General features: G+C 36.7%; 23 protein-coding genes. 9 read left to right on the top strand and 14 right to left on the bottom strand.

The features are described 5' to 3' along the window. Nucleotide 1 precedes the first annotated feature (1 nt). The 10 genes from KDN43_RS11925 to KDN43_RS11880 all read right to left on the bottom strand — a co-directional run bounded on the left by KDN43_RS11925 (nt 2) and on the right by KDN43_RS11880 (nt 11,751). Nucleotides 2–1,297 (bottom strand): glycosyltransferase family 4 protein, encoded by a 1,296-nt coding sequence (locus KDN43_RS11925; RefSeq protein WP_238866407.1) that lies wholly within the window; start codon nt 1,295–1,297, stop codon nt 2–4. A gap of 215 nt (nt 1,298–1,512) precedes the next feature. Beyond that, nucleotides 1,513–2,622 (bottom strand): glycosyltransferase family 4 protein, encoded by a 1,110-nt coding sequence (locus KDN43_RS11920; protein ID WP_238866406.1) that lies wholly within the window; start codon nt 2,620–2,622, stop codon nt 1,513–1,515. Further along, on the bottom strand, nt 2,591–3,892 hold the full coding sequence (locus KDN43_RS11915; protein ID WP_238866405.1) for a glycosyltransferase family 4 protein: 1,302 nt from the start codon (nt 3,890–3,892) through the stop codon (nt 2,591–2,593). Before KDN43_RS11915 ends, KDN43_RS11920 begins: the two co-directional genes overlap by 32 nt. Before the next feature lie 15 nt (nt 3,893–3,907). Then, a complete protein-coding gene (locus KDN43_RS11910) occupies nt 3,908–4,894 on the bottom strand; it encodes a glycosyltransferase family 2 protein (protein WP_238866403.1) in 987 nt (328 codons plus the stop codon). A 23-nt stretch (nt 4,895–4,917) separates the two neighbouring features. Further along, nucleotides 4,918–6,018 carry a DegT/DnrJ/EryC1/StrS family aminotransferase gene (locus KDN43_RS11905; RefSeq protein ID WP_238866401.1) on the bottom strand — a complete coding sequence of 367 codons (1,101 nt, stop codon included), beginning with the start codon at nt 6,016–6,018 and terminating at the stop codon, nt 4,918–4,920. Between the two features lie 78 nt (nt 6,019–6,096). Further along, a complete protein-coding gene (locus KDN43_RS11900) occupies nt 6,097–6,549 on the bottom strand; it encodes a sugar 3,4-ketoisomerase (protein WP_238866399.1) in 453 nt (150 codons plus the stop codon). A 61-nt stretch (nt 6,550–6,610) separates the two neighbouring features. Beyond that, nucleotides 6,611–7,027, bottom strand: a complete 417-nt coding sequence (locus tag KDN43_RS11895; RefSeq protein WP_238866397.1) for a sugar 3,4-ketoisomerase — start codon at nt 7,025–7,027, stop codon at nt 6,611–6,613. Nucleotides 7,028–7,168: 141 nt separating this feature from the next. Then, nucleotides 7,169–9,547, bottom strand: a complete 2,379-nt coding sequence (locus KDN43_RS11890; RefSeq protein WP_238866395.1) for an exopolysaccharide transport family protein — start codon at nt 9,545–9,547, stop codon at nt 7,169–7,171. Between the two features lie 35 nt (nt 9,548–9,582). Beyond that, a complete protein-coding gene (locus tag KDN43_RS11885; RefSeq protein ID WP_238866393.1) occupies nt 9,583–10,377 on the bottom strand; it encodes a polysaccharide biosynthesis/export family protein in 795 nt (264 codons plus the stop codon). A gap of 573 nt (nt 10,378–10,950) precedes the next feature. After that, nucleotides 10,951–11,751, bottom strand: a complete 801-nt coding sequence (locus KDN43_RS11880) for a helix-turn-helix transcriptional regulator (RefSeq protein WP_238866391.1) — start codon at nt 11,749–11,751, stop codon at nt 10,951–10,953. Nucleotides 11,752–12,001: 250 nt separating this feature from the next. Here KDN43_RS11880 and KDN43_RS11875 point away from each other — a divergent pair, with 250 nt between their 5' ends. The 6 genes from KDN43_RS11875 to KDN43_RS11850 all read left to right on the top strand — a co-directional run bounded on the left by KDN43_RS11875 (nt 12,002) and on the right by KDN43_RS11850 (nt 16,685). Beyond that, nucleotides 12,002–12,517, top strand: a complete 516-nt coding sequence (locus tag KDN43_RS11875) for a DUF4199 domain-containing protein (RefSeq protein ID WP_238866389.1) — start codon at nt 12,002–12,004, stop codon at nt 12,515–12,517. A gap of 24 nt (nt 12,518–12,541) precedes the next feature. Then, nucleotides 12,542–13,492: a glycosyltransferase family 2 protein gene (locus KDN43_RS11870; protein WP_238866387.1), complete on the top strand. Its 951-nt coding sequence runs from the start codon at nt 12,542–12,544 to the stop codon at nt 13,490–13,492. A 94-nt stretch (nt 13,493–13,586) separates the two neighbouring features. Next, nucleotides 13,587–14,603, top strand: coding sequence for an FAD:protein FMN transferase (locus KDN43_RS11865; RefSeq protein ID WP_238866386.1), 1,017 nt, complete (start codon nt 13,587–13,589; stop codon nt 14,601–14,603). A 62-nt stretch (nt 14,604–14,665) separates the two neighbouring features. Beyond that, nucleotides 14,666–15,220 carry a methylated-DNA--[protein]-cysteine S-methyltransferase gene (locus tag KDN43_RS11860; protein WP_238866384.1) on the top strand — a complete coding sequence of 185 codons (555 nt, stop codon included), beginning with the start codon at nt 14,666–14,668 and terminating at the stop codon, nt 15,218–15,220. 86 nt (nt 15,221–15,306) lie between these two features. Next, a complete protein-coding gene (locus KDN43_RS11855; RefSeq protein WP_238866383.1) occupies nt 15,307–16,260 on the top strand; it encodes a hypothetical protein in 954 nt (317 codons plus the stop codon). Between the two features lie 17 nt (nt 16,261–16,277). Then, on the top strand, nt 16,278–16,685 hold the full coding sequence (locus KDN43_RS11850; protein WP_238866382.1) for an A1S_2505 family phage non-structural protein: 408 nt from the start codon (nt 16,278–16,280) through the stop codon (nt 16,683–16,685). Nucleotides 16,686–16,731: 46 nt separating this feature from the next. On the opposite strand, the gene KDN43_RS11845 is transcribed toward KDN43_RS11850, so the two are convergent. Continuing rightward, nucleotides 16,732–17,655 carry a hypothetical protein gene (locus KDN43_RS11845; protein ID WP_238866379.1) on the bottom strand — a complete coding sequence of 308 codons (924 nt, stop codon included), beginning with the start codon at nt 17,653–17,655 and terminating at the stop codon, nt 16,732–16,734. Nucleotides 17,656–18,384: 729 nt separating this feature from the next. On the opposite strand from KDN43_RS11845, the gene KDN43_RS11840 reads away from it, so the two are divergent. Then, nucleotides 18,385–19,785 carry a right-handed parallel beta-helix repeat-containing protein gene (locus KDN43_RS11840; protein WP_238866378.1) on the top strand — a complete coding sequence of 467 codons (1,401 nt, stop codon included), beginning with the start codon at nt 18,385–18,387 and terminating at the stop codon, nt 19,783–19,785. 101 nt (nt 19,786–19,886) lie between these two features. Next, nucleotides 19,887–20,336: a lipid-binding protein gene (locus KDN43_RS11835; protein ID WP_238866375.1), complete on the top strand. Its 450-nt coding sequence runs from the start codon at nt 19,887–19,889 to the stop codon at nt 20,334–20,336. Nucleotides 20,337–20,352: 16 nt separating this feature from the next. Here the strand turns inward: KDN43_RS11835 and KDN43_RS11830 are convergent, their stop codons facing one another. The 3 genes from KDN43_RS11830 to KDN43_RS11820 form a co-directional block, all read right to left on the bottom strand. Next, on the bottom strand, nt 20,353–21,147 hold the full coding sequence (locus KDN43_RS11830; protein ID WP_238866373.1) for a helix-turn-helix transcriptional regulator: 795 nt from the start codon (nt 21,145–21,147) through the stop codon (nt 20,353–20,355). 493 nt (nt 21,148–21,640) lie between these two features. Beyond that, nucleotides 21,641–22,285, bottom strand: coding sequence for a 30S ribosomal protein S16 (locus KDN43_RS11825; RefSeq protein WP_238866372.1), 645 nt, complete (start codon nt 22,283–22,285; stop codon nt 21,641–21,643). A 121-nt stretch (nt 22,286–22,406) separates the two neighbouring features. Then, nucleotides 22,407–23,357, bottom strand: a complete 951-nt coding sequence (locus KDN43_RS11820) for an IS30 family transposase (RefSeq protein WP_238866016.1) — start codon at nt 23,355–23,357, stop codon at nt 22,407–22,409. Nucleotides 23,358–23,763: 406 nt separating this feature from the next. On the opposite strand from KDN43_RS11820, the gene KDN43_RS11815 reads away from it, so the two are divergent. Next, nucleotides 23,764–25,566: a tetratricopeptide repeat protein gene (locus KDN43_RS11815; RefSeq protein ID WP_238866371.1), complete on the top strand. Its 1,803-nt coding sequence runs from the start codon at nt 23,764–23,766 to the stop codon at nt 25,564–25,566. Nucleotides 25,567–25,973: the final 407 nt, after the last annotated feature.

Here is a 25,973-nt window from a genome sequence, read left to right as displayed (position 1 = left end):
ATTAAACATAAAAAATATGATTATGATTGTGATTAGAGATGATATCGGTATAAATGCTCATATACTGATCAATTATATCCTCCACATTATGCCTTTTTTCTGCAATTATCCGCGCATTTTCACTTATTTTTAATGCCAGCATATCATCCGAAAACAACCGGTCAATCTGATATGCCATCATCACAAAGTCACCCGGAGCAAAATATAGTGCGCTTGTTTCATCTTTTACTATTGAAGTCACACCACCAACAGAGGAAACGACAGAAGGGGTTCCAACCATCATTGCTTCTCCCAGCGAGTAAGGGCTATTTTCAAGGAAGGAGGGTAAAGCAAAGAGATGGGCTTTTTTATATTCATTGGCCATTTCTTCCGAACTAAGATTTTTAAGCAGCACTACATTTCTTTCCAAACCGTGACTAACAATCTCTCTTTTCAGGAATATATCATAGTCTTTCGATATAAATAGATCAACACATCTCGAAGAGTTCTCCCGTATTAATGAAAATGGGGCAACCAGTTTTATATCAGGATATTTATTTTTTAATATATCGGCAGCTTTTATAAGTGTATGAAAACCATTTAACGGATAAACCGAAGAAGAGACAAAGATTCTATGCTTTTCGCAAAAGCGGATGTCCCAGTGAGTATTATAGAAAGGAAAGCGTAACAACTCTTCACCATGATAATATAATGCATTCGGGTTGTGGATGTAAACATATGCTTTGTCCCATAAAGTGCGGCCGATAAAATATTTGTTTATCCTGAAAATTTCTTTTTCAATTAGCGGGTATTTTTCCCATTTTTTTAATACTCCATCCACCCCGCCTCTTCCAAATATGATTTTTAAAGACTTGCTCCTTTTCACGCTTGCATCTGCCATACTCTGTTTCATAAAGGAAAGCCATGGTGATACAATAGCTTGTATTGAACAGACAATGGGAATCCTTTCATCCACATATTTGCGAAGCAGGCCAAAATTTATCTCCGTACCGTGTACATGAATAATATCGGGGTTAAAATCATTAATTGCATTTATATACTTGTCAATTAGTCCTTTGTTCATATTAGTCATGACCTCCTTTTTGCCGATATTGACAGAGTAGTATGCAACATTTTCAATCTCCTGTTTCTGCTCTTTCCCGTCAACAATAGGGATTACCGCTCCCAGCTTTACATTTTCCTGATGATAAATACTGTAAAACAATGGTGCTATCCAAAATCGCCCTTTTGTTGTCCTGCCTTTTACTTTGGGGAAGAAAAGCTCAAAAACATCGACTGTGATCCATAAAATACGCATACAAGAATTGTAATTTATTTGACTTTAGAATCTGTTGCTGTTACAGTTATTCCAATTTATACCAGTCCCTGGGGGGACGGAAGGATGCGAGTCAAATCTGTAGCAAATGCAATTATAAAACTCACACAGGAGCATAAAAATCCGTACAATGAGAGTACTATCCATATCATTTTTTAACTTAAAACACCTCATATTTTCTTACAGGTTTATTTCTTTTAATTTGAATAAAGTTGATAAATTCCTGATGCATTTTTATTCAGGTTGTAGCTATTTTTCACCAGCTCTAATGCCCTGTGTGATAGTAATTGCGAAAGTTCCGGATGTGTGTAAAGATAAATCACAGTCTCCGCCAACAGGTTGTAATCCTCAGCTATCAACATGCAGTTTTTTCCTGTCTTATTGAAATCACACAAACCGGCTACGTCATACAAAATTGCAGGTACACCACATGCCATCGCTTCAATGGTTGTAATTGATATCCCTTCATATTTGCTGGTCATCACATATATATCAGCTGCTACAAGAAACATTCTTACCTCTTTTCTATTTCCACAAAAACGAACGTTATTCCTCACTCCTAATCCTGCGGCCAGTTCAATTTCCACTTCTTCCATGTCCCCTTTGCCCAGATGAAGGTATAGTACCGAAGGATGTGATAAACATATTCTTGGAAGTGCCATTATAATGTCAGAATGCCTTTTTATGGGACTGCATTCGCCTATGGAGATTAAAACAAGTGCCTCCTCAGGTATATTCAGCTCCCTCCTTACCTGTTTTTTCTCTTCAATGCCTGCCGGATAGAAACGATTCAGCCCATACCAGTTATTAATTTTTATCGTGTTGTTATGGTATTTTTCCAACTCATGTTCATACACTGAATCACTGATACTTTGGAACTTACAGCCAAATATTTTTTTTGCTGTCCACCGCTGTATCAGATGCAACGGATAACTGTAAAAATGAGAAGTAAAAACACTATGGAATGTAAACACTGAACGTATTCCTGCCAACCATGAACAAAATGCTATTTCCCACATTATCGCGCTTGTATGAATATGAATTACATCAAATTTTTCTTTCTTGATGAAACTGGTAAAGGAGGCCCAATAAAGCAGGCGTGACAAATAATTTCTCCTGGCAGGATAAGGATTATGGACCACCTTATAACCCGCGTTCTCAAAATGAACAGAGTATTCACCCACTACAGGTGCTGTGGCCATAACTGTCAGATCACACCCTTTTTCCCTGAAAAAAGGAGCTGCATCGACATACATTATCTCTGCTCCTGAGAATTTAAGTTCGTGGAGTATTTGTACTACTTTCATAATGGAGTTTTATTATTTCGGAATAAATTGATAAATATTGATCGGTGACTTTTTGCACATCATGGCGTCTCCGGGCTATCTCCCTGGCATTATTACTAATTTTCACCGCAAGATTATCGTCATCAAAAATTCTGCCGATTTGAAAAGCCAGGGAAGCGTGATCACCACAAGGAAATAACAACGAGCTCTCATTGTCGCTTACAATGGAAATCACACCACCTACCGGGGCTACAACAGAGGGGGTTCCAATCATCATGCTTTCTCCTAATGAATTAGGGCTATTTTCGATAAAGGAAGGAAGTACAAAAACATGTGCTTTACAATATTGAATTGCCATCTCCCCGGCGCTTAATTTTTTTTGAAAAATGACATTATCCTCTAATTTTAATTTTTTTATTTCACTCTTGATATAATTGTCATAATCCTCGGCCATCATAAAATCCTTCACTCTTGATGACATTTGATCAATTGATGAAAGCGGTGCTACAACTTTTACATGTGGGTAACGCTTTTTCAATATAGCTAATGCATGCAGCAAAACATGAAACCCTTTCAGCGGGTATGCTGCGGAAGATACAAATATTCTGTATCGTTCACACTGGTCAATACTCCACGAAGAACTGTAAAACTGTGAACGCAAGAGCTCTTCCCCGTGAAAAAATTCAGCTTTTTCATTAAACTCCATTAAACAGGCTTTATCCCAGGTGGTTCTGCCAATAAAGTAATGATTTAATTTGAATATATCTTTTTCAATATCACTGTATTTTTCCCATTTTCTTATGCTACTATTTACTCCTCCACGACCCATCCTGTTTTTTATTGATCTGTATTTCCCGATATTGATTGACGAAACACTCTGTTTTAAATAGTCAAGACAGGGAGTAATTATCCCCTGTATGGAACAAACAACAGCTATATTCGCATCAATGTATTTACGCAAAAGGCCAAAATTATTTTCTGTCCCGTGCACATGAACAATATCAGGCTTAAAATCATCAATTGCAGACATGTAACTGTTTACCAGCCTCTTGTTCATCTTTGTCTTATTTTCGTTTTTATCGATACCGACAGAATAATATGTTACATCATCTATTATCTGTTTTTGTTGCTTACCGCCTATCACCGGGGTAACTGACCCCAGCGTTATATTTGTTTTTTTCTGAATTGAATAAAACAGCGGTGCAATCCATGATCCCCCTTTAGTGGGTTTGCCCTTGACAAAAGGGAGGAACACTTCAAATAGATCATGTGTAATCCACAGAACGCGCATACTATTATCTTTACATTAATATGATTTTACACCATAAAACCTCACATACCAGTAGAAAAGGCTGAATTTTCGTAAAATAGAGTTTCCTTTCCAACCCTTAATCCCCTTATACTTAAACTGCAACCAGCTCTCGTAACAGACCGACATGTCGAGGGGATTAAAAATACTCAGGTTTCTTCTCCGGTATTTCCTGAAAATTTCTAAAGCCTCATTTTCACGCAACATTTCTGCTTTCATGCATCTAGAAATAGAGTCGCGGTGAATCCTGTAATCAACTGTAGCCTTGTTCAAGTAATGCACCTTTATCCCTTTTTCCGTAACTTTGAAAATAGTAACCATATCTTCATATATCCGGAACTCCTCATCGCAATACCCCACCAGCTCCATTACCTCTCTCCTGTAGAAAAAAGTTGGTGAATTCAAAAACGCAGGCCAGCGTGAATATGCCTTAAGCTGCTTCCCGGCTGACGGAATATTAACAAAAAAAGACAATCCCTCATTCACGACCCGTTCATGTATTAAAACACCATTTTCATCTATTTCGCGAATATCTGAAACAACGAAAGAGGCATCAGGGAAGCGTCTTACATATTCCATATTGTCAGAAATACAATTTTTTATAAGTATATCATCTCCAGAAATTATTTTAACCCATTCTCCCTGCGCAGCTCTTAAACCGCGGTTGCAGTTAGCCGGAATACCGCTGTTTTGTAAAACGGTAATCATTTTCGTTTTACTAAAACGGCCTTTATTACAATCTATCCAATTCGAACATAACTCTACTGTCTTATCGGTGGAGCAATCGTCAGATACAATCAATTCTATTTGCTGCCATGTCTGGGCTTTAATGCTTTCCAGTGTCTCTATAACGTATTGGGCACTGTTATACGTGACGAGCACTACCGAGACCAAAGGAGTCTCTTTTAAATTCATCTGTATCTTTTTTATTCGTTGCATAACCTTTTGAATGATCTTCCAGTATGAATTTTCCTTTTCTGTCATTTCATTTATACTGATTATGTTTTCTAATGAAAAGCATTAATTGCATTAACAACAGTATCTGCCTCTTCATCCGTTATCACCTGGCTGATTGGCAAGCTTACAACCTCTCTGTGTATTTTTTCAGTAATCGGGAAACAGAGACTGTTCCACTCTTCGTAAGCCTTTTGCTTATGAGGTGGAACCGGATAGTGTATAAGCGCTTGAACACCCAGGCTATTCATAAATTGAATCAATTCGTCGCGGCGTTCCGAACGAACGACAAAAAGATGAAAAACATGGGCATCCCAGTCGTTTATCACGGGTAGAATAACTTCCGGCTGAGTTATGCAATCGAGATAGTATTGGGCTATCTCTTTTCGCCTTTGATTATCTTTATCCAGATGAATTAGTTTCACATTTAGGATAGCAGCCTGAATTTCATCCAATCGACTGTTATAACCGTGATACTCAAATATGTATTTCTTTCGAGAACCGTAATTGGCAAGAGTCCTCACTTTTTCTGCTAAGTACTCATCGTTGGTTGTTACTGCCCCGCCATCACCAAGAGCTCCCAGATTTTTTCCAGGGTAAAAGCTGTGTCCTGCTGCATCGCCCAAAGAACCGGTTCTGTTGCCGTTGAACTTACAACCGCATGCCTGTGCATTGTCTTCTATTAATTTAAGGTTGTACCTCTTGCATAGCTCCTCCACTTTATTTGTATATGCACACTGTCCGTACAGATGAACAATCATTATTCCCTTGGTTTTTGGGGTTACAGCAGCCTCTATTTTCGTGTCGTCAATCTGATAATTCCCTATATCCGGCTCAACCAAAACAGGCACTAACCGGTTATCGGTAATGGCTATAATAGAAGCGATAAACGTATTGGCTGGAACAATAATTTCATCACCTTCACTCATCACCCCCATCTCTATATAAGCACGTAAAATTATTCTTAAAGCATCGAGGCCGTTGGCAACACCCACACAATATCCGGTACCAATATATTCAGCATAATTTTTTTCAAATAAACCGGTCTCTTCACCCAGCAGATACCAGCCCGAGTCTATTACACGCGAAGCAGCCTGATGTATTTCGGCAGAATACTTCTGCGTTAATTTCTGCAAATCAAGAAATTTTATCATGTCAACCGTTTTTCAACCACACCTTGTTCATCTTATATAAAACATTCACATACAAGACAATATAATTACCATCACCTGTCATTTTAAAGTTTCCGGCTTACCCCGCTTGTTTGACAAATTATTTTTATACTCCTTAAATTGCTTGTAATCTCTTATATAATCATCATCTGAATATTCAGTCGATGCCAATACCAGACAAACAGAACCGGAAGAGAAGTTATCCAGCTCTCTCCAAATGCCCGGCACTATTAACACTCCTCTGTAAGGCCTGTTGATGGTAAAGGTCCTTTTTAATTCACCATCATCAACCGTCACATCAAAACTTCCGCTGGCCGCAACAATCAACTGATGTAGTTTCTTATGCGCATGCCCGCCCCTTGACTCACCACCGGGTACATCATACAGGTAATAAACACGCTTTACTCTGAAGGGTATGGTTTTACCGTTCTCTACCACACTTATATTCCCTTTCTCGTTGTGATGTTTATCAATTTCAATTATTGAACAGTCGTATATGTTTGTCCTTTTCATTATAATTCTTTAAATGTCGGTAATTGAATGCTCTCCAAAAAATATACATTCGAATTATTTATCAGGTTATTAGTTCTTTTGTCAGTTCTTTAAACAGAGTATAATCATAAATATAGTCTTTCATGTCAAATTTGATGGAAGCAAGTATGAGAGCTAACGCATTGGTCGAAAAATTTTGCATTTGTCTCCACACTCCTTTTGGTACATACAGGCCATAGTATGACCTGTTGAGAGTATATATTTTTCTCTCCTCCCCATTATCCAGAATCACATCAAAACTACCTGAAAGTGCTACAATAAATTCCTGATTGCGCTTATATGCATGTCCACCTCGTACCTCTCCCCCCGGAACATCATAAATCCAATAGGTACGCTTTATCTTAAATGGAATATTTTTTATCTCTTCTATGACTGAAAGGTTTCCCCTTCTGTCAAATTTTTTAGGAAGTTGAATTATGTTTGCGCCATTGAGCTCCATTATGCCTGAAATTTATAATCGAATCACATATTATTTGCTTAACTTTTACATCTGTTCATCCAATTAGCATATAGCTATAATATCCAGCTTCATTGAAAAATTAATATGAACTCATAACATATGCGACAATTGAACTATTCATTAATACCCATATCCATATTTTTTACTAAATCCATATCTGTACTCCATTGAGTTCATGTTAACAGAGTTCAGCACAAAATATATTTTCTTTAACCTGTTCTCACGGTAAAACCTGTCTGCATCGCCAATATATTTTTTAGGCGTATATCCTGAACGGGCAACGTAGAGGTTCACATCTGCAAGCCGGTTCAATACAAATCCGTCTGATACCTGCCCCAACGGTGCAGTATCAAGAAATATGAAATCATATTCGCTCTTATAATTGTTTATCAACTCATCCAGCATTGATTTCGACAAAATCTCATTAGGATTAGGAGGAACCGCTCCAGCAGTAATTACATACAAATTAGGATGAATACCGGAAGGTTTTACAAGCTCATTTCTATCTAAAATACCTGATAAATAAAGTGTAACTCCTTTCTTGCTATCTAATCCAAGAATTTTGGCAAGCTTAGGTTTTCTGATATCCAGCTCAATGATCAACACGTTTTTATCAAGTAGTGCCAGGCTCATGCCCAGGTTGAGAGTAGCAAACGTTTTTCCGTCACCGCTTATTCCCGACAATATGTTTATAACCTTATTATCACCTTCAATAACAAATAAAAGGTTTGCCCTCAACAGCCTTATCATTTCATTAAAACTGTCGTTGCAGTCTTCTTTCACTGCAATTATCTGCGATTGAACCGATTTTGGTATCTCTCCAAGTACCGGTATAGAAGAGATTTTTTCAATATCCTCCCTAGTGTCTATCTGGTATCTTAGCAGATCTCTGATTTTAATAACCACTACGGGAAATATTGATCCGATGACAAAAAATAAAAAAAAGATAATTTTCTTGTTTGGCGAAACTATCCCCAACACACGTATATTATCAATAATCCTTGAAGTAGGTTCACCAGTAGTCATATTCATATATCTCTCTTCTTTTTTCTGAAGAAGATAGAGGAACAACGCTTCTTTGATGTTTTGCTGACGTATAATATCGGAATAGACACGTTCCTGGCGTGGTATAGCCCGTATCCTGGCATTGCTTTGAGAATATAAGGCATTGATATCGCGCTGCTGTATAACAAGGTTATTCATCTCGTTTTGCAGTCCTGTTTTAACAGAGTTGAAAGTTGATTCAATCCTGTTATTCAGGTCTATCATCGACTGGTTGCTTCCAGAGGCTATGCGCGCTAGTTTATTCCTCTCCAACACCAAATTGTTATACGCGTTAATCTGTGCATTCAAAACCTCGCTTTTTATACCCGGATTGGCAGGTATAAGCTGATTATGATCGTTCCTCTGCTGTACATATTTATTAAGATCAGATACAATTGCATATTGCGATTCAACCTCCATCTTCCTTTGTCTCATATTTGCCGACTGAACATTAAAGAGATCAGCCTGTGAAGAAATATCGGTCAACCCTTGTGACTGCTTGTAATCCTGCACCTGAGACTCCATTTCGCTTAGTTCATTGCTAAGTTTTGTGAGATGTTTATCAATAAGTATTGCTGTTTTTTCAGCCAGCTCCATCTGCTCGTTTATTACCTTTTCATTAAATGTCTCGATGTATTCTTTTAAAAAGGTCCTTCCCAATTCACCATTCATGCATTCCAGAGAAAGTGTCGCTACCGATGATGTTTTCGATGTCAGCTCTATCTCAAGGGCATTTAGAAACTGATCGGCAACATTCACCGGATGGTTTATCTGAAGTCGTATGACCATGCTTTTTTCTGGAACGGCATTACCCTTTAACACATTTATTTCACCAAAAGGCAGATTAGCGGTACTGTTGGCAAAAGTTCCACCGACATAATATTTTTTCCCTTCATGCATACCTGAAAAAAGATAATGCCCGTCACTGTTTACCCGAACATCTAATTCGATGTTATTCGTCATATTATTCAGAATATTTTCAGGGATCACTATTATTATGGGGCATTGTTTCCCGTAAATTACTTTCGATCTTAAATATGTAAGTTTTGGAAAAACCTTATCAATTCCTGTTTGATGAATAAACTCAAATGGATTCAGTTTTGTATATGTAACATACAGATTCAGCTTCCTGACAACACTCTCTACAATCAATGATTTTTTTAGTATCTCTATCTCATTATCTACATTGTTTTTTCTGTTTACTACCCCCATCTCTCTAAAGATGTTCATCTCGGTTAACCCCCCTTTTTGGTCGTCTTTGAATAGTATTGAAGTCGCCACCTTGTATTTAGGCAACGTTATATAGATATAAGATACTGCAATGGCCAGAGATAATATTATCGAGAGCAAAAACCATTTCCAGTAAGACAGATATTTCATTATAATATCAATCAGATCGATCCTCTTTTCTGCAAGCGCCGAAAATTCCTCTTCAACTTCAGAATATTTATACATTGTAAAGCTGTAGTATAAATGTGGTTATAAAATATTCACCTCAACAATCCGAAAATTGTTGTAGTCATAGTTATCAGAGAGATCAATACCGACAAAGTAGAAATCCTGAAAGATTCAGCGGCTCCATATTTTGAAGAATTTGCCTTCGACTTGTTGGGTTCGACATACACAACATCATTTTGCTCCAAAAAAAATGCGGGGGAATAAAACATGTTTTTATCAGTCAGATTAAGCGTGTATATAATTAGCTCTCCATTTCCATCATCCCTTAGCACTTTCACATTATCTCTGCGTCCGTAAATAGTCATATCGCCCGCCATTGCCAATCCATCTAAGATTGTCATCCGGCCGCTCATTGATTCATATTTCCCCGGCCTGAGAACTTCACCCATTATATTGACCGAATAATTAACAATTCTGACAGTGACAACCGGCTTCTCTTCAGTGAAGAACGGAGCAAGCAGATTGTTGATATGCAATTCCAGCTCTTTGGTATTTAACCCTTCTACCTTCAGAGACCCCAAAGATGGAAAATTAATTTTTCCATCGCTGTCCACCAAATAGTTTTGAAGCACTGCCTGGGAGTAGAACGTACCGCCAGTTTCAGTTTGCGGTGTAAAAAGGTTGTATCTTCTCGATGCGGCAGGTTCACTGCTAACAACGGTGATAGACAAAATATCTTTAGGTTTTATTCTCGCATCGTGCCCGTTACCGTTACTGCCGGGTAAAGTCATTATCTGCTCAATATTCTGAAAATATGAAATATCCTTAACTTGAGAACAAGATATGGATATCATAATTAATATCAGAGTGTAAATAATTTTATTCATTTCAATAGAAGTTAGAAACACTACATAAAACACGCTTTATCACACTAGGAAAATATCAGGATCGAATTTTAAAATGATAATGTTTCAGCCTAAATATTATTTTCCACATAAATGTTATTCCCGAATAAAAGAAAAAGTACGTTGCATTGTTCTTAACTAAATTAGTTAAGTGCTGCAAATATATATTTTCAATTTATCGTTATTATTAAAATTTTAATTACATAATATTACAAAACAGATGGACTATATTTCATAAACGACTGTTTAACGCTGTTGCTGATATTTTAATTGGAATTGCTATAAATTGCATAATAAATATTGTTAAACATTGCTCTGTTTCCAAAACCGGGCATGTTTGAAACCAGTACAGCAATGTTTCAATACTATAGCAATATAAATAAAGTACATTGTAGCTGAAATGATGTTAGCTATTCAGGAATTAGCTTACAGATTAAAATGCATTAAATATATCTGGCAGCAAAGGCAGGCATGGTGGTTAATATTTAAATATTTTGCTGATTACGTGAGATGGAGTGTAATGATTACGTTACTGCTATTTTCATTCAAAATGAATCAGAAGCCGGCTATAGTTATTTTATGTTGTTTTTCCTTCTTTCTTACAAGATTTTTCAGCATAAGAATCAATTCTTTCTTATTTAATATTCCCAGTTTTTTGTTGATGCGATGGATTGTAACAAATACAGAGACCAACGACCTGTTGGTAATAACCGCTATATCCTTTGTGTCAACATCATTTACAAGTAATCCGCACAAAATTACTTCACGATGTGATAAAGATGGATATGTTCTCTGGATAATGCGAAGCTCCTTCTCATAATATACTAAATCATCTAATGTGAGTTTTTGATTCCCCTCTCTGAAATACTTTGTCATTATTTCATCATGTATTATTTTACCGGGCCTGTTCAGATAAGGTTTTAACTTTGTCAATTCCTCCCTTATAGAATATAAAGAAGATAATGAGGCAACGGAATATTTTTCAGAAGCTTTTGAAAAATGAATAATAGTAATTTTACCTATTAAAGGATTTGAAAAACAAGAGAATGAGTAGTTCATAATTTCATGTTTTCCATCAAAAAGTATTACATGAATTTTTTGGTCTGTTACAATTCCGGGGGTTATTTTTTTTAGAATATCTTCAACGTATGGATTAATTTTTCTCCACGAATTAAGGTCAAAAACTGCGTCATCCTTCATTCCAAGAATTTCATATGCACACTTATTCAAAGCAACCTCATCATTATCAATAAAATAAACAGCTGTGGGATAAGGTATATCATCTATATCAATCAAAATTTTCCCATCTGATTGAAACAATCCACTCCTCCCTATCTCCAATTTTGGGGATTCCATACTGTTGTGATCTTTAAAACATGTCACAAATATAAAATGTATTGTCATTACTTCGATACTTTTTTGTTTAATAAATCTTAATTTAACGTGGATTTTTTAGTAGCACTATTTGATTTGCATGGGATTATAGAATTAACAATAAATTATATTGATTATAACCAATGAGTCCGGGCAGTCAAATTTTATTCAAAAATCTTCATTTTCTACTTTTTAATATTTTTGATTACTTTTGTATGATAAATTGTACTAAATGGAAGAGAACAGAAATCAATTGTTGAATTATACTACGTATGCAGGTATTTACCTTGGGTTATTCTGGGTTTTTAAATACCTGTTTGTAATTGCAGGGAATAGCTATCGGATATTCAACACAATTGGTTCGATACTGAGTTTTGGCACTCCCCTGTTGCTGTTTTATTTTCTTGTAAAATACAATACTTGTTTAATGCAGAACAAAATGAGTTTCTGGCATGGGGTTCAATTTTCAATATTGTTGTTTTTTTTCGCCTCCATACTCGAATCTCTTGTAGTGTTCATTCATGTTAAATGGATCGAACCTGCTTATATATCGAATCTTTATGAGAAAATGATAGAGATGGCTCAGACAATAAATATAGGTAAATCCTTCGCATCACGCCTGGCAGAGCAACCCCTCCCATCAATATTTTCTTATATCATAAGCAATGTAATCCTGGCGGATGTTTTCCTGGGTTTCATTCTCTCTCTTATTGTAGTTCCCACGGCGATGCGTTTAAAAAAACTGTAAAATATTTAATGTTTTTTCAAATCGATGGATATATCAGTTGTAATACCGTTATTTAACGAAGAAGACTCGCTTCAAGAGCTGCACGACTGGATAAAACGTGTTATGCAGGAGAATGGTTTTTCATACGAAATTATTTTTGTAGACGATGGAAGCACTGATGGCTCCTGGGAGATCATAAAAAAGCTGAAGAACGGCTCCAATATGGTAAAAGCAATAAAGTTTAGACGGAATTATGGCAAATCGCCAGCACTGCATTGTGCTTTTCAAAAAGCAGAAGGCGATGTTATCATCACAATGGATGCCGATCTTCAGGATAGTCCAGATGAAATACCGGAGCTTTACCGTATGATCAGGGAAGATGGCTACGATCTGGTTTCAGGATGGAAAAAAAAGAGGTACGACGATAAACTGACAAAGAACCTGCCGTCCAAATTGTTTAACGCAACAGCCAGAAAAGTGTCAGGAATAAAACTTCACGATTTTAATTGCGGATTAAAAGCTTATAGCAAATCACTGGCAAAAAGCATAGAGGTGTATAACGATATGCATCGCTATATCCCGGTACTGGCCAAGAATGCAGGATATACTAAAATCGGTGAAATGGCAGTACACCACCAGGCACGTAAATATGGAAGGAGTAAATTCGGTGCCGACAGGTTCGTTAATGGTTACCTCGACCTAATGACTTTATGGTTCCTTAACAGGTTCGGGAAAAAGCCAATGCACTTCTTCGGGTTGTGGGGAAGCGTGATGTTCTTTATCGGTTTCATCGCAACCATTCTCGTAGGTTCAATGAAACTGTACGACATGCACCATGGGAACCCTTACCGCCTGGTTACCGAGTCGCCATATTTCTATATCTCTCTAACAATGATGATACTGGGAACGCTTCTCTTTCTGGCGGGATTTTTGGGTGAGCTAATTTCAAGGAATTCGCCCGAAAGGAACTATTACCGGATTGAAGAAGAATTTTAAGAATAAGAAAAAAGTCACCTGCAAAAAGTCGATTTAGAATTTAAGACTGTTCATTAATATTTTAATTGTGTGAATGATGAAAATAACCAAACAGATGAGAGTTCAATATATAAATACACTTTCTTTGGTTTTAGTTTCACTGGTCCTGTCATGTAATTCAGTGAATAAAAAAGAGAATTATACATATCATCATGATCAAGGAGAGATCTTCACAACCGGCTATAATATAAAATATTCATACAGCCATTCACTTAAAGAGGAGATTGTGGCCGAACTCCACAAGTTCGATATGTCATTAAATCCTTTTAAAGATAGCTCAATAATATCAAAAGTAAATCGTAATGAGCAGGTGAAACCCGACTCTTTTTTCTTGAACGTATTCCTGAAATCGGAAGAGGTTTCACGAAATACCGGAGGAAAATTTGATATCACCGTATCACCGCTTATCAATGCATGGGGTTTCGGATTTAAGAATATCGACAGTGTAACACCTGAAATTATCGACAGCCTCAAAAGCTTTGTAGGTTACGAAAAAATAAGCATAGACAGTGATGGATACATTTTGAAAAGCGATCCCAGAGTACAGATAAATGCATCTGCCATTGCCAAAGGATATGCATGTGATGTGATAGCAGACCTACTGGAGAGTTACGGAATTGATAACTACATGGTTGAGATTGGCGGAGAGATTACTGCAAAAGGAGTGAACGAGAAGGGTGAGTGCTGGCGAATTGGAGTGGATAAGCCAATTGACGATTTTACAGGTATTCAGCACGACCTGCAGGTAATTCTGTCACTATGCAACAAATCAATGGCAACATCGGGCAATTACCGTAATTACTATATAAAAGATGGGAAAAAATATGCACACACCATAGATCCACAAACGGGATATCCCTCACAACTGGATATTCTTGGGGCTACAGTTATTGCCGATGACTGCATGACTGCCGATGCATATGCGACAGCCTTCATGGCAATGGGAATGGAGAGATCGATTGAAGTAGCCAGTAAACTTCCCGGGCTGTACTACTATTTCATTTACGAAAAGCAGGACAGCACCTTCGGCATAAAATATTCCGATGGTTTTGAACAGTTTTTATCCAATTAATGTATGCTTTATAAATTGTACATACTTATCTGCGTTGCTGATTACAAATAATATAACCTGAGATGAGCCAACAAGATAGAAATAATAATATTCTGTATATTACCGTAATGTCACCACATGAGGAAAACAGAATTAAAATAAAGTATAATATTTATTATTCGTTGTACGGTAAAGTTCTTATTGCTTCTACCAATACCGGTATCTGTTATATAGCCTTTGGCAACGAGAAAAATATGGAGTACGAACTAAAAAAAAGATACTCCGCAGCCATTCACATAAAAGAGAGCGAGAAAGTACACGATACAGCTCTTTCCCTTATTGACGGTAAAGTTGCCGACGACTTCCTTCCCCTACATATAAAAGGAACCAGTTTTCAGCTGAGAGTATGGGAAGAGCTGCTTAATATCCCATACGGGGAAACAACTACCTACAAAATTATCGCGGAAAATACAGGTAACCCCAAGGCTTTTCGGGCTGTTGGCTCTGCAGTGAAAGAGAATCCTATTTCATACATTATCCCATGTCACCGGGTAATAAGTTCAGACAAAAGCCTGGGTGGATATCACTGGGGTTTAGGCATAAAAGAGATGATGTTGAAAAACGAATCAGCAATATAATTACTTTAATCGATAGAAAATATTATTTTATAATCATGCGTAATCTTCTGTTTACAATATTGTCAATTGGCACATTAACATTTTGTTTGAGTGCGCAAGAATCAGACAGTATATTATATCCGAACTTCAAAGTGGACGGAACATTAAAAAATAAATTCGAATATGCATCTGAGACAGGTATGTATCGTTTTTCGGTACGGAACTCACGCATAGGCGTTTCGGGAAACATTAATACCTACTCTGCATACAAGGTTCAGGTAGAGCTCAGTAACGAAGGGAAGTTCAGTGTGCTGGATCTTAGTGGTACTTTAATGCCGGTTAACGGGCTCTCTCTTACCTTAGGACAGACAAGCATACCATTGTTTAACTCATATGTTGTAAGCCCTGGTGAAATGATGTTCGCCAACCGGGCGTTTTTGGGGAAATATTTCCTTAGCACCAGAGATCTAGGGGTTATGGCTAAATATAATCTTTTGCTTGGTACAGTTCCCGCCAAATTGGAGTTCGGAATGTTCAATGGAAATACAATAAATAATCCTGTTTGGAAAGAAGATATGGCTTACGGAGGACGCGTTGAGCTGGGAAAAATGCAGGGTGCGCGTGTAACAGCCAAAATTTATAACTATCCGAAAAGCGATTCCACCCATTTTGTCTTTTACGGAGCTGACTTTCGTTACAAAGGTGACAGGTGGAAGATTGAGACGGAAATCATGAAAAGAAAGAGTAAGACAGAATATCACAACAATATGCTATCATATTATGTGCAGGGTGCATATCTCTTTCCTGTCAAGACAAAAATGTTCGAGTTTATAAAACCTGCCATTCGCTGGGATGGCATTGATGAAAGTTCTGATAAGAGCGGATGGGATGTGAACCGTTTGACTGCGGGACTGGGGTTCGGATATAACAACAAACGATATTCTTCCTTGCTTAGATTAGATTACGAATGGTATTTCGTGAATAACAGCATGGATATATTCGCAAAAAACAGAGAGATGGATTCTAACAAGATCACGATGGAACTCCTGTTTACGTTTTAAATTTAAAAATCGATGAAATGAATAATTTACTGTTTAACAAAAGAACTACACCGGGATACATTTCCGATTTGAAGGAAAATGAGATATTTGTATATGGCAGCAATTTAGAAGGGAATCACCGTGGGGGGGCTGCCTTGACTGCCTATAAGAAGTTTGGCGCTGTCTGGGGAAAAGGTACTGGATTACAGGGACAATCATACGGAATACCTACTATGCACGGTGGTACTGAAGAGATAAAGCCCTATGTTGAAGAGTTTATCGATTTCGCTATTGCAAATCCCGAACTTACTTTTCTTGTGACACGTGTAGGCTGCGGCATTGCAGGTTTCCGTGATTCAGAAATCGCGCCTCTTTTTTCCCGTGCCGCAGATATATCCAATATAATGCTTCCGGAAAGCTTCTGGAATGTGCTTCTGCACAGATAATGATTTTCCGGGCAGAATCTTCATGATTACATACCCCTCTTAATTGTTACGATTTCCATGTAAACGTATAGCGGAGCGATGTAACACAATTGTGTAGTTCCTTGAACCTAATCAAACCTGAATTTGGTTCTCCTCTCAGGCTCGAGGCACCCATATCAATATAATCGAAACCCAGTTTTTTATAGTAATTGTAGCAATTAATATACATCAGGTTCATGACGCCTAAGCTTCTGTTTTCCATATCATCACCCAGGAAAATACATTGAACAATATTTTCATGTCCTCGGTAGAATATCCCGGCTCCTACGCATTTGGCGTTCTTGTCCCTGATAATGAAGAATTCTACCGGAAAAATTTCTTTAACTTTCAACAGATCGTCAAGGGTCATATAAATATCGCGCCCCTTTTCTTCCCGATTTCTCCTGATAACTCTGTAGGCCTCCTCCATCTCACTCCTGCAAGAAACCTCACACCATGTCAGGCCATGTTTCATAGCTTTTCTATAGTTCTGCAGCACCACACTTTTCACCCATTCTCCATTGAACTCTTTTAAATTAATCCAGTTGTTTATATCTGGCGTTTCCATCGTGAATCCCAGGCTAATAAACGCGTTCACCAATTTGGCGTTCATACTGGCCTGATATAGATTCGGGGGAAGTGTAATATATAGCTGTTTGAGCCCATTTTTAGAAATATAATCCTTCAGCTCAGAAATGAATACATAGACCACACGCAGCAACATATGCTCATACTTATAATGGAACCCGCCAAACGGGGCTGAAAAAGGAGATCGCATAATCCCATCTTTTGTGCCGGCCAACAAGCCAATAGAAGGATTATCATCCTTCATCAACCGGAGAATCTTGTCCTGTTTGTTTTCTACCAGTTCTACAAACTGTTCTGTGATAAAAGGACTTGAGTCTGTAGAGAAATGTTTTCTGTATTCCTCTTTTGAAACCTCTATCAGCATCTCATTTGTTTTTAATGAATAACCTCTGATAATATCGTAATAGCAACATAATATTTAATAACCCGTATAAATATGCAGTTAACCATCTTGACTTACTAAATTTACGTAAAAATAAATATCACATCCTGCATACCTGATAAGTTGATAAATAATATTTTTTTGTTTCTGGAATATCCAACACTGAAAAGCAAATATCATTCACCTGAGAACATTAAATGGTAAAAAATGTAATAATAAAGAAGAAACTGAATCTTTTTATTATTAAGTGCGCTTTAATTATTTTTACATTTATCACCCATATATTAATTTAAAAACGATATATTTTACAGATATTGTTATGCTGTTACAATATTTTACTTAACTTAAATAGTTAAGTGTAGCAAAATTATACCTGCATTTTCTCAATTCTTTCTATTTTTTACTTACATAATATTACATTATAAGTTAAGAATATTGGAAAATTGTTTATGAGATTATCTTTGATAATGATCTCTATTTATAATAATTATAAATAATCTCAGTGTGGTGGTTAACTCAAATTAATTCTTTTTAATTTCAATAAAATGATCATATATTTGATTGTTTTTTAACATGATAGTATAAATAAAATCGACTATATTTGTAAAACAATCATCATGCAACAGCTAACGTTTAATTTATTCCACCACTCCATAATTTTATCGATTAAGCTGCCATGGATGAACGCCTAATCATTAATTTTTTTTTTAAATGAAACTAAACTCCACTCTCTGTCATATCATCTTTGCTATGATATGCATTGCCTTTCCATTGCACAATTCTTATGGGCAAGGATCCCGTTATACCGGGAATTACACCAAATCGGCGCCGATAAAATATATCGGCAAAAGTAATTTCGTAATTGAAGGATTGGAAATTTCGAGCGCCAGCGAAATCTGCATTGCCTTATATAATTGCGAAAATGTAACTATCAGAAATTGCAAGCTGGGGCCAAGCCCGCTGAAAAGAGGCATCTATTTATGGATGTGCAAAAATGTGACCATCATCGATAATACGTTTGAAAACGTGCAGTCGGGAATGCTGGCATCTACCTCTCAGGAAATTAAATTTGAGTACAACGATCTTACAAACATACTTGGAAAATTAAAGGGTTCCGATGAGTTTGGAGTGATGGCTCAATTTATTCAGGTATCGGGTGCGGGCAGCAGCATTAGTTACAATGTGTGCGAGAACTTTCCCGGGGACAGTTCTCCCGAAGACCTCATCAACATAAACCAGTCGAACGGCACTGCCGAAAGCCCTATTGTGGTCAGAGGAAACTGGATTAGAGGCGGAGGCCCTTCAGGTTCGGGTGGAGGAATCAATCTTGGTGACATTGGCGGCTCTTATCAGATTGCCGAAGATAATGTATTGGTAAACCCTGGGCAGTACGGAATTGCTATTTCAGGAGGCAACAATATGACCCTGAGAAACAATAAAGTGTATGGTACACGAAATTACTTTACCAATGTGGGAATGACTATGTGTAATTGGTACGGGAATTTAGGAGCATCATATAATATCACAGCTGCAAACAACAGCATCAATTACACTAATAAGGATGGTTATGTGAATAACTGGTGGATTGCGACAAACATGGAACCAGTTTCCGGCAAAGAGACCAACAGGTATGATTCAAGCATAAATGAATCAATTCTACCCGATAAAATCATCGGAAGAGCCATATCATCAACCACTCCTACAGATCCGAATCCAGGGGGAGGAACAGTAGTTATTCCTGATGATAAAACCGGGGGAACCGGAGAAACTGGCGGAACTGACCAAACCGGCGGAACTGACCAAACTGGCGGAACCGGAGAAACTGCTCAGACTGGAGAAACAGAACAACTGGGTTTTCAGCTGCCTGATATAATAAACCATCCCTCTATAATAATCTATCTTGACAGTTTTAACCGGATTTGTATCAATATTACAGGACGAATATTAAAGACTGCAACAGCTACTGTTTATGACAACACTGGTAATGTTGCCTATCAAAAAAAGATAAACCGTTTTCATAACGTGCTCCCATACAGGCCCACTACAGGAAAATATTATATACTTGTAAGGAATGGCGAAAAAGCGAACTTAAAAACAATATACATTAAATAAACAAGCCATATGGATAAACATATACATCATGACATGGCAACAGCCAGTGTATAACTGTAAGTTCATTTCAAAATTATCTAATAAAAAAACAGCAAAACAGTATGAAAAAAATAATATATTTATTTGGATTTATTGCTTTCACTCTACTAGCAGCATGCGAAAACGAAGTGGAAAGGATATCACTCCCCGAGCCTTCATTTTCAGCTACAGGTCAATGGGAAATAACTGCATACATCGATACCGTATCAGTATTTGGCCCCTTCAGGGTAATAACTTTTAAGGATAACTCATCAAATAACGACTCCATCACCATTCAGGATTCTGAAATGAAGTTCTGGAATTTTAGTGTAAAGGCTTTGTTGAATGAGAAAGATGGTACCTTTCAGACGAGACAATCAAACTGCGAACAGTGCGAAGAAGGAATAGGAATTAAGATTGCTAACGGAAAAATTGTCACTCCCGACAGTATCAGTTTTGAAATACAGTTTGAAGACGATATAACACCATACTGCAATACCTATATTCTTAAGGGCCACAGAACTATTAATTAGTTTAGAGGCCACCCTCCTAAGTGGTAACAGGCTGATTTTTACCTGTCGAATTCAAAAGTTCTTTCAACTTATCTACCAACTGTTTTTTGTTGAGTAAATCAAGCTTCTTGTTGATGCGATGAATAGTTACAAACACCGAATCAGGTGTCCTGTTGGTGATTGAGGCTATATCCTTGCTGTCCATATCGTTTACAAGCAATCCGCAAAGAATTACTTCACGATTGGACAGCGAAGGGTATGCTTTTTGAATGATCCTCAACTCTTTTTCATAATAAACCAAATCGTTCAACGTCAGTTTCAGATTGTTCCCCTCTCTAAAATACTTTCTCATGGTAGCCTCATGCATCATTTTCCCGGTCCGGTTAAGATAGGGTTTCAATTTCGCCACTTCATCCTTTATTGAATAGAGCGACGATATTGAAGCCACCGAGTATTTTTCTGAAGCTTTGGAGAAATGGATAATGCAAATATTTCCAAACTTGTTATCATAAATCCGTTTCAGCGAATAATTCATAATCTCATGCTTGCCATTAAATAATACAACGTGTATCTTCTGATCAATGATAACGTCTTTATTAATCTTTTTTACCTCATCCTCCAAATAAGGGTTTATCCTTCTCCATGCGGCCAGATCAAACAATTCGGACACTTCCATCCCAAGTATTTTATATGCAAGATTGTTTAATATCACCTCCTTAACCGAAGGAATAAAGATTGCCGTCGGATAAGGCATTTCATTGATATCGATCACAATGTTATCTTTGAACTGATATTTTTTTTCAATCCTTACTTCTAATTTTTGTGTGTACATATTGCTGTAATTTTAATGTCATCACAAATATATAATAACAAGCATCTGAAATCACACAAACATCTTAATAATTTACTTACAATATATTACATATTTCTCATAAAAAACATTGTAACTATTTTACATAAAGGATTATAGATGCATGTCTTTTTTTAGAATGATTCTATATTATTCAATGGGACTTTCCTATATTCTCAATGTAACTATAAATTATTATTCACTCAATCGGCGGTACTATTGTCTTGAAATATAATATTTTTAGCCGGGATGAAGAGAAAACAGTCCGGGAAATAGCTCCAAATCTATTCGTAATACATTAAATATCTGTAGAATAAACCTGAGCGAAGCTAAACACTTTTTTCTGATTGTAAGGTTAAAAAAACATTCAACGCGAAGTATTGAGTATTTAATAGATTACTGAAAATAAAAATCCCGGTACGGATGCACCGGGTTTTTTATTTGAGTATGTTTCATTTTTTTAATAAGCAATTCCCTATTTCTTATTATCTGAAGCCTGTTCAGCTTCCTTGGACTCTTCAGCTGATTTGAGAGTATCTTCTTTAACAAGTTTCTCAGCCTTGGGTTCTTCTGCTGGAGCCGACACTTCTTTAACATTAGGAGCGACTGTATCTACTGCTTCTGCCGATTCCTCAGCTACAGGAGCATTTGCAGCGTCCTCTTCTGCTCTCTTCTTTGCTAAAGCATCAGCTTTAGCCTTGTTTATCTCTTTTTCGGCATCAAGGCGGATTTTTTCTTCAGCACGTTTTTTCTCTTCTTCTTTATTTTTGATCGTCTGAGCAGCTTCTATTTTAGAATTTTTCCATGCATTGAATCTTTTCTCTGCTTCTGCTTCGTCAAAAGCTCCTTTTGCAACACCTCCCAATAGGTGTTTTTTCATTAATACCCCTTCGCGTGATAAAATGTTTCGCACAGTATCTGAAGGTTGTGCGCCTGTCTGCAGCCAATACAAAGCTCTGTCGAAATCTAAAGTGATCGTAGCAGGATTTGTGTTCGGATTGTATGAACCTATCCTCTCAATATACTTTCCATCTCGTGGTGCTCTGCTATCTGCAACAATAATCTGGTAAAAGGGATGATTTTTGCGCCCTCTCCTCTGTAAACGTAGTTTTGTTGCCATTTAGTAGTTCTATTGAAATTAATAATTTGTATTTGCGAGTGCAAAGGTAGAAATTATTTTATTCTTTACAAAGCATGTCTCACAAAAAAACGCATTCCTAGAGTCAACCAGCAAGTGCAATTTAGTAATAATTTTTGTAAAACTCTATTTTAGGATTGCTAAAGTCTAATTTTTCTCTTGGTCTTCTGTTTAGTTTATGCTGTATTTCTTTTACTTTCTCATCAGAATAATCTTTAAATGTTGCTCCTTTTGGGATGTATTGCCGGATTAATTTATTGGCATTTTCAACAGCTCCTTTTTGCCACGATGAATAAGGATCAGTGAAATATACCGGTACTTTCAACTTTTTTGTTATCAGTTCGTGTGCTGCAAACTCGGATCCGTTATCTGTTGTAATGGTTTTCAGTTTGTCCTTATAAGGCAGCAACATAGCAATGACTTCCTTGCAAACCTGCTTAGAGTCTTTGCCCATAGGCAGTTTTCTCATCATTATAAAGTTTGTATTTCTTTCTGTCATTGTCAGTATTATTTCCTTTTGTCCGTTTCCTATTATGGTGTCCATTTCAAAATCTCCAAACCGGCTTCCGTCGGCCTCTTTTGGCCTTTGGCGAATACTTTTTCTGTTGGGTATGTTAGTGGCAGAACCTACGGGTCTTTTTCTGTATTTGAGCTTGTGGCGGCAGTGCTTGTAAAGGTTTCCTCCCGATTTCTTATCTTGCCTGATCCATTGATAAATAGTCTCGTGAGAGATCGATATTTGATCATATTTTGCGAGATATCCGCTGATTTGTTTGGGCGACCAATCTTTGCGAATGAGACGGATTATTTTCTGTTTAATCCACTCCGATGTCGATCTATTGCCCGGTAAACGTTCTTTGCGCTCTTGGGCCATCTCTTGTGCCAAACGCCATGAGTAGCCTCCAGTTTTGTTTTTGTTACGGCTTAATTCCCTATAAACCGTAGAAATATTTACCTTTATCTGCTTGGCTATTTCAGACTTGCTTGTTCCGTTTTGTAAGCCTAAATAAATAGCATATCTTTGTTCTGAAGTTAACTGTTTGTATTTTTTCATAAGCAACATAATAGTTAATTTTAGGGAGACTTCGGTCTCCTTTTTTATTTTTTTATGTTGCTGATTGACTAATTGTTTTTTTCAAAACCCCTTAAGCACTTTTGAAAGGGGATTTTGGAAAAAAACAATTAAGATAAGAAGTGTAATGTAATCAAATCTTTTGCACTTCTATCTTGAACTTAGTATTGAACTCAGAACTAAATGGTCAATTATTTGTAGTTATATTTAAAATTTAATATATTTGACAAAATAAAGATAATTATTGCACTTATCATTAAAGTCTGGGAACAAGAACTAAAAGAGCAAGTAATTAAATATAAACCAATTAACCAATTATCGAGGCATGTCTGTTGACAAATACATAAAAACAACAGCAATTTCAATTTTATTGATTGAAGTTTTATTATTGTTTGTAACTTGTAGGCAAAAATCAGAAACCGGCTATCCTGCTCAATTAGAGAGAGCTATTGATCTTTTTTTTATTGAAAATGAATACGAAAGTGTATTGAAAATACTAGACAATCCTGAAACCGTATCACTACCTGAAAACATCCGTTATGTTAAAACTATCTTCAAGGCCGCATCTCTTTGTGAAACAGGTAATATCGACAGTGCAAAAGTTGTGTTACAAGAAGTCTGTCCAGAGCCATTACAACAGCGCGACCTCTACTATTACAACTGTATTCTGGGCTTAATTAAATTTCGATCCGGACATTACCAAAAAGCTTTCCAGGTAGCTGCAGGTGTTCTTGAAAGCAATACTTATGACCTCAGAGCTCAAGCTCTCACAGAGCGTATGATGGCAAGGATTATGACATACTATGAGCAATATGATCATGCAATTAGTATGTTTTATAGATCCGGTGAACATTATCGTGAATCAGGATTACACAAAAGTGCAGCCGTGAATCTAAAGTTTCTGGCAAGTCTTTACGCTCAATTAGGAGCTTTCACCGATGCGGTGGAAAAAATCAAAGAAGCTGAGATAACATTGAAAGAATATAACGATAGAGATGAACTTTTTTATCTCTACGTAATAGGTGTAAAAACATATTTGAGTTATAACAGTATAGATACAGCTAAATATTATGTAAAACAGGCTATGGAGACTGCAGATTTTACACAAGACAAGCAAATGCGGGCATCCATTTTCAATCATCTGGGAACCATTGAAAGTTTTCAGGGAAACTACACCGCTGCAATAGCATCCTTCGAGCGAGTGATTCAGATAGGTGATGATTACTTTGGTGCGAAAAGACGCCAGGCAGAAGCATATATTAACCTGGCTTCAGTTTACAATATTCTAAACAATCATAAAAAAGCGACCGACTGTGCTAAACATGCAATAGAAATCATTGACAACGATGTGCTCGACAACTTAAAATATGATGCCTACAAGGAACTTTTTAGTGCATTCATTACGACCGATCCATTAAAAGCAAGTAATTATCTGGATTCGGCACAAGTCAATCTGGAAAAATATAATCGTTTATCCACTACCGAAACAATAAATTTTATCGAAACGCAATTGGAACTGGAACGGGCAATCCGCAAGATAGACATACTCCAAAGCGATAAAAAAAGGAATCGTCTCTTGTTCTATGCCACGTTCACCTTATTATTATTGGTTAGTTTTGTTTTTATTCTGTTCTCCAATATGAGAAAACGATTGAGTCAAGCTTTGTTGTTGTTAGTGAGAAAAAATCTAACCCATGTGAATCAGATTCAAAAAATGGATGAAATCATCAACCAACAGCATCAAATAATCAATAAAGACAGCATTTCACAGCTATCAGCCGAACAGAAAGAGTCCTTGTTGTTCAGTGATTTCAAGACCTGGCTTGAGAAAGATAAAAAATATCTGCAACCTGAACTCGATTTAAACATGGCTGCAAGGGAGATAGGTACAAACCGTAGTTACCTCTCCAGAGCTATAAACTCCAGAGGATTAAAATTCACTGAGATTATCAATAAATACCGGATTTTGGAAACAATCAAGATTTTCAAAGATGAAAACGATCAAAGAAGTGAATATAATCTCGAAAAAATTGCATCTGAAGTAGGCTTTAATACCAAATCCGTATTTTTCGATTCATTCCGTAAAGAGACAGGAATGACACCTCATCAGTTTAGAGAATATATCCGTTATGTTAAATTTTCCGATGTTGATATTATCGCGTACCAAGAATCTGATTCACCTGAAATGTAAATATTTTCGTGAAAAATTCAGAGTACGCCATATCCACAATGCCAAAAAGGCACATTAAATCATATAATACTGAAATACATCCATTAACCTCTTTAAGCAGAAGTCCGTTTTCTTCAAGAAAAATAGGAAATAGTATTTTTTTTATTTTTGTGGTAAAAAAAAAGTGAAATTAAATAATTTCATATCTCTTTTTCATTTAACTTTACTATATTTACGGAACATTTAATGCATATTTGCGACACATTATTAGTTATTAAAACCTAACTATGACATTTTTTTTAAAATAAACAGAGGTGTCTGTTTTATGCATATTCCAGTCCGTTATATTACATTATTAATGTTTTATATCAGATAGAAATACGGATTAACAGCAAATTTCCTATGTCGCGGAGAATATTTACATTTAA

Origin of the sequence: Proteiniphilum propionicum (genome assembly GCF_022267555.1) — a bacterium.
In the GTDB taxonomy this organism is placed as follows: Bacteria; Bacteroidota; Bacteroidia; order Bacteroidales; family Dysgonomonadaceae; genus Proteiniphilum; species Proteiniphilum propionicum.
This window is presented reverse-complemented; position numbering and strand designations above follow the sequence as displayed.

What these genes read in the sequence shown, in the direction of transcription:
- KDN43_RS11845 (WP_238866379.1), bottom strand. Translation starts at nt 17,655, where the DNA reads ATGCTGATAGAGGTTTCAAAAGAGGAATACAGAAAACATTTCTCTACA.
- KDN43_RS11925 (WP_238866407.1), bottom strand. Translation starts at nt 1,297, where the DNA reads ATGCGTATTTTATGGATCACAGTCGATGTTTTTGAGCTTTTCTTCCCC.
- KDN43_RS11910 (WP_238866403.1), bottom strand. Translation starts at nt 4,894, where the DNA reads ATGACAGAAAAGGAAAATTCATACTGGAAGATCATTCAAAAGGTTATG.
- KDN43_RS11860 (WP_238866384.1), top strand. Translation starts at nt 14,666, where the DNA reads ATGAGCCAACAAGATAGAAATAATAATATTCTGTATATTACCGTAATG.
- KDN43_RS11880 (WP_238866391.1), bottom strand. Translation starts at nt 11,751, where the DNA reads ATGGAATCCCCAAAATTGGAGATAGGGAGGAGTGGATTGTTTCAATCA.
- KDN43_RS11835 (WP_238866375.1), top strand. Translation starts at nt 19,887, where the DNA reads ATGAAAAAAATAATATATTTATTTGGATTTATTGCTTTCACTCTACTA.
- KDN43_RS11840 (WP_238866378.1), top strand. Translation starts at nt 18,385, where the DNA reads ATGAAACTAAACTCCACTCTCTGTCATATCATCTTTGCTATGATATGC.
- KDN43_RS11830 (WP_238866373.1), bottom strand. Translation starts at nt 21,147, where the DNA reads ATGTACACACAAAAATTAGAAGTAAGGATTGAAAAAAAATATCAGTTC.
- KDN43_RS11850 (WP_238866382.1), top strand. Translation starts at nt 16,278, where the DNA reads ATGAATAATTTACTGTTTAACAAAAGAACTACACCGGGATACATTTCC.
- KDN43_RS11920 (WP_238866406.1), bottom strand. Translation starts at nt 2,622, where the DNA reads ATGAAAGTAGTACAAATACTCCACGAACTTAAATTCTCAGGAGCAGAG.
- KDN43_RS11870 (WP_238866387.1), top strand. Translation starts at nt 12,542, where the DNA reads ATGGATATATCAGTTGTAATACCGTTATTTAACGAAGAAGACTCGCTT.
- KDN43_RS11820 (WP_238866016.1), bottom strand. Translation starts at nt 23,357, where the DNA reads ATGAAAAAATACAAACAGTTAACTTCAGAACAAAGATATGCTATTTAT.
- KDN43_RS11885 (WP_238866393.1), bottom strand. Translation starts at nt 10,377, where the DNA reads ATGAATAAAATTATTTACACTCTGATATTAATTATGATATCCATATCT.
- KDN43_RS11865 (WP_238866386.1), top strand. Translation starts at nt 13,587, where the DNA reads ATGAGAGTTCAATATATAAATACACTTTCTTTGGTTTTAGTTTCACTG.
- KDN43_RS11895 (WP_238866397.1), bottom strand. Translation starts at nt 7,027, where the DNA reads ATGGAGCTCAATGGCGCAAACATAATTCAACTTCCTAAAAAATTTGAC.
- KDN43_RS11875 (WP_238866389.1), top strand. Translation starts at nt 12,002, where the DNA reads ATGGAAGAGAACAGAAATCAATTGTTGAATTATACTACGTATGCAGGT.
- KDN43_RS11905 (WP_238866401.1), bottom strand. Translation starts at nt 6,018, where the DNA reads ATGATAAAATTTCTTGATTTGCAGAAATTAACGCAGAAGTATTCTGCC.
- KDN43_RS11825 (WP_238866372.1), bottom strand. Translation starts at nt 22,285, where the DNA reads ATGGCAACAAAACTACGTTTACAGAGGAGAGGGCGCAAAAATCATCCC.
- KDN43_RS11890 (WP_238866395.1), bottom strand. Translation starts at nt 9,547, where the DNA reads ATGTATAAATATTCTGAAGTTGAAGAGGAATTTTCGGCGCTTGCAGAA.
- KDN43_RS11900 (WP_238866399.1), bottom strand. Translation starts at nt 6,549, where the DNA reads ATGAAAAGGACAAACATATACGACTGTTCAATAATTGAAATTGATAAA.
- KDN43_RS11915 (WP_238866405.1), bottom strand. Translation starts at nt 3,892, where the DNA reads ATGCGCGTTCTGTGGATTACACATGATCTATTTGAAGTGTTCCTCCCT.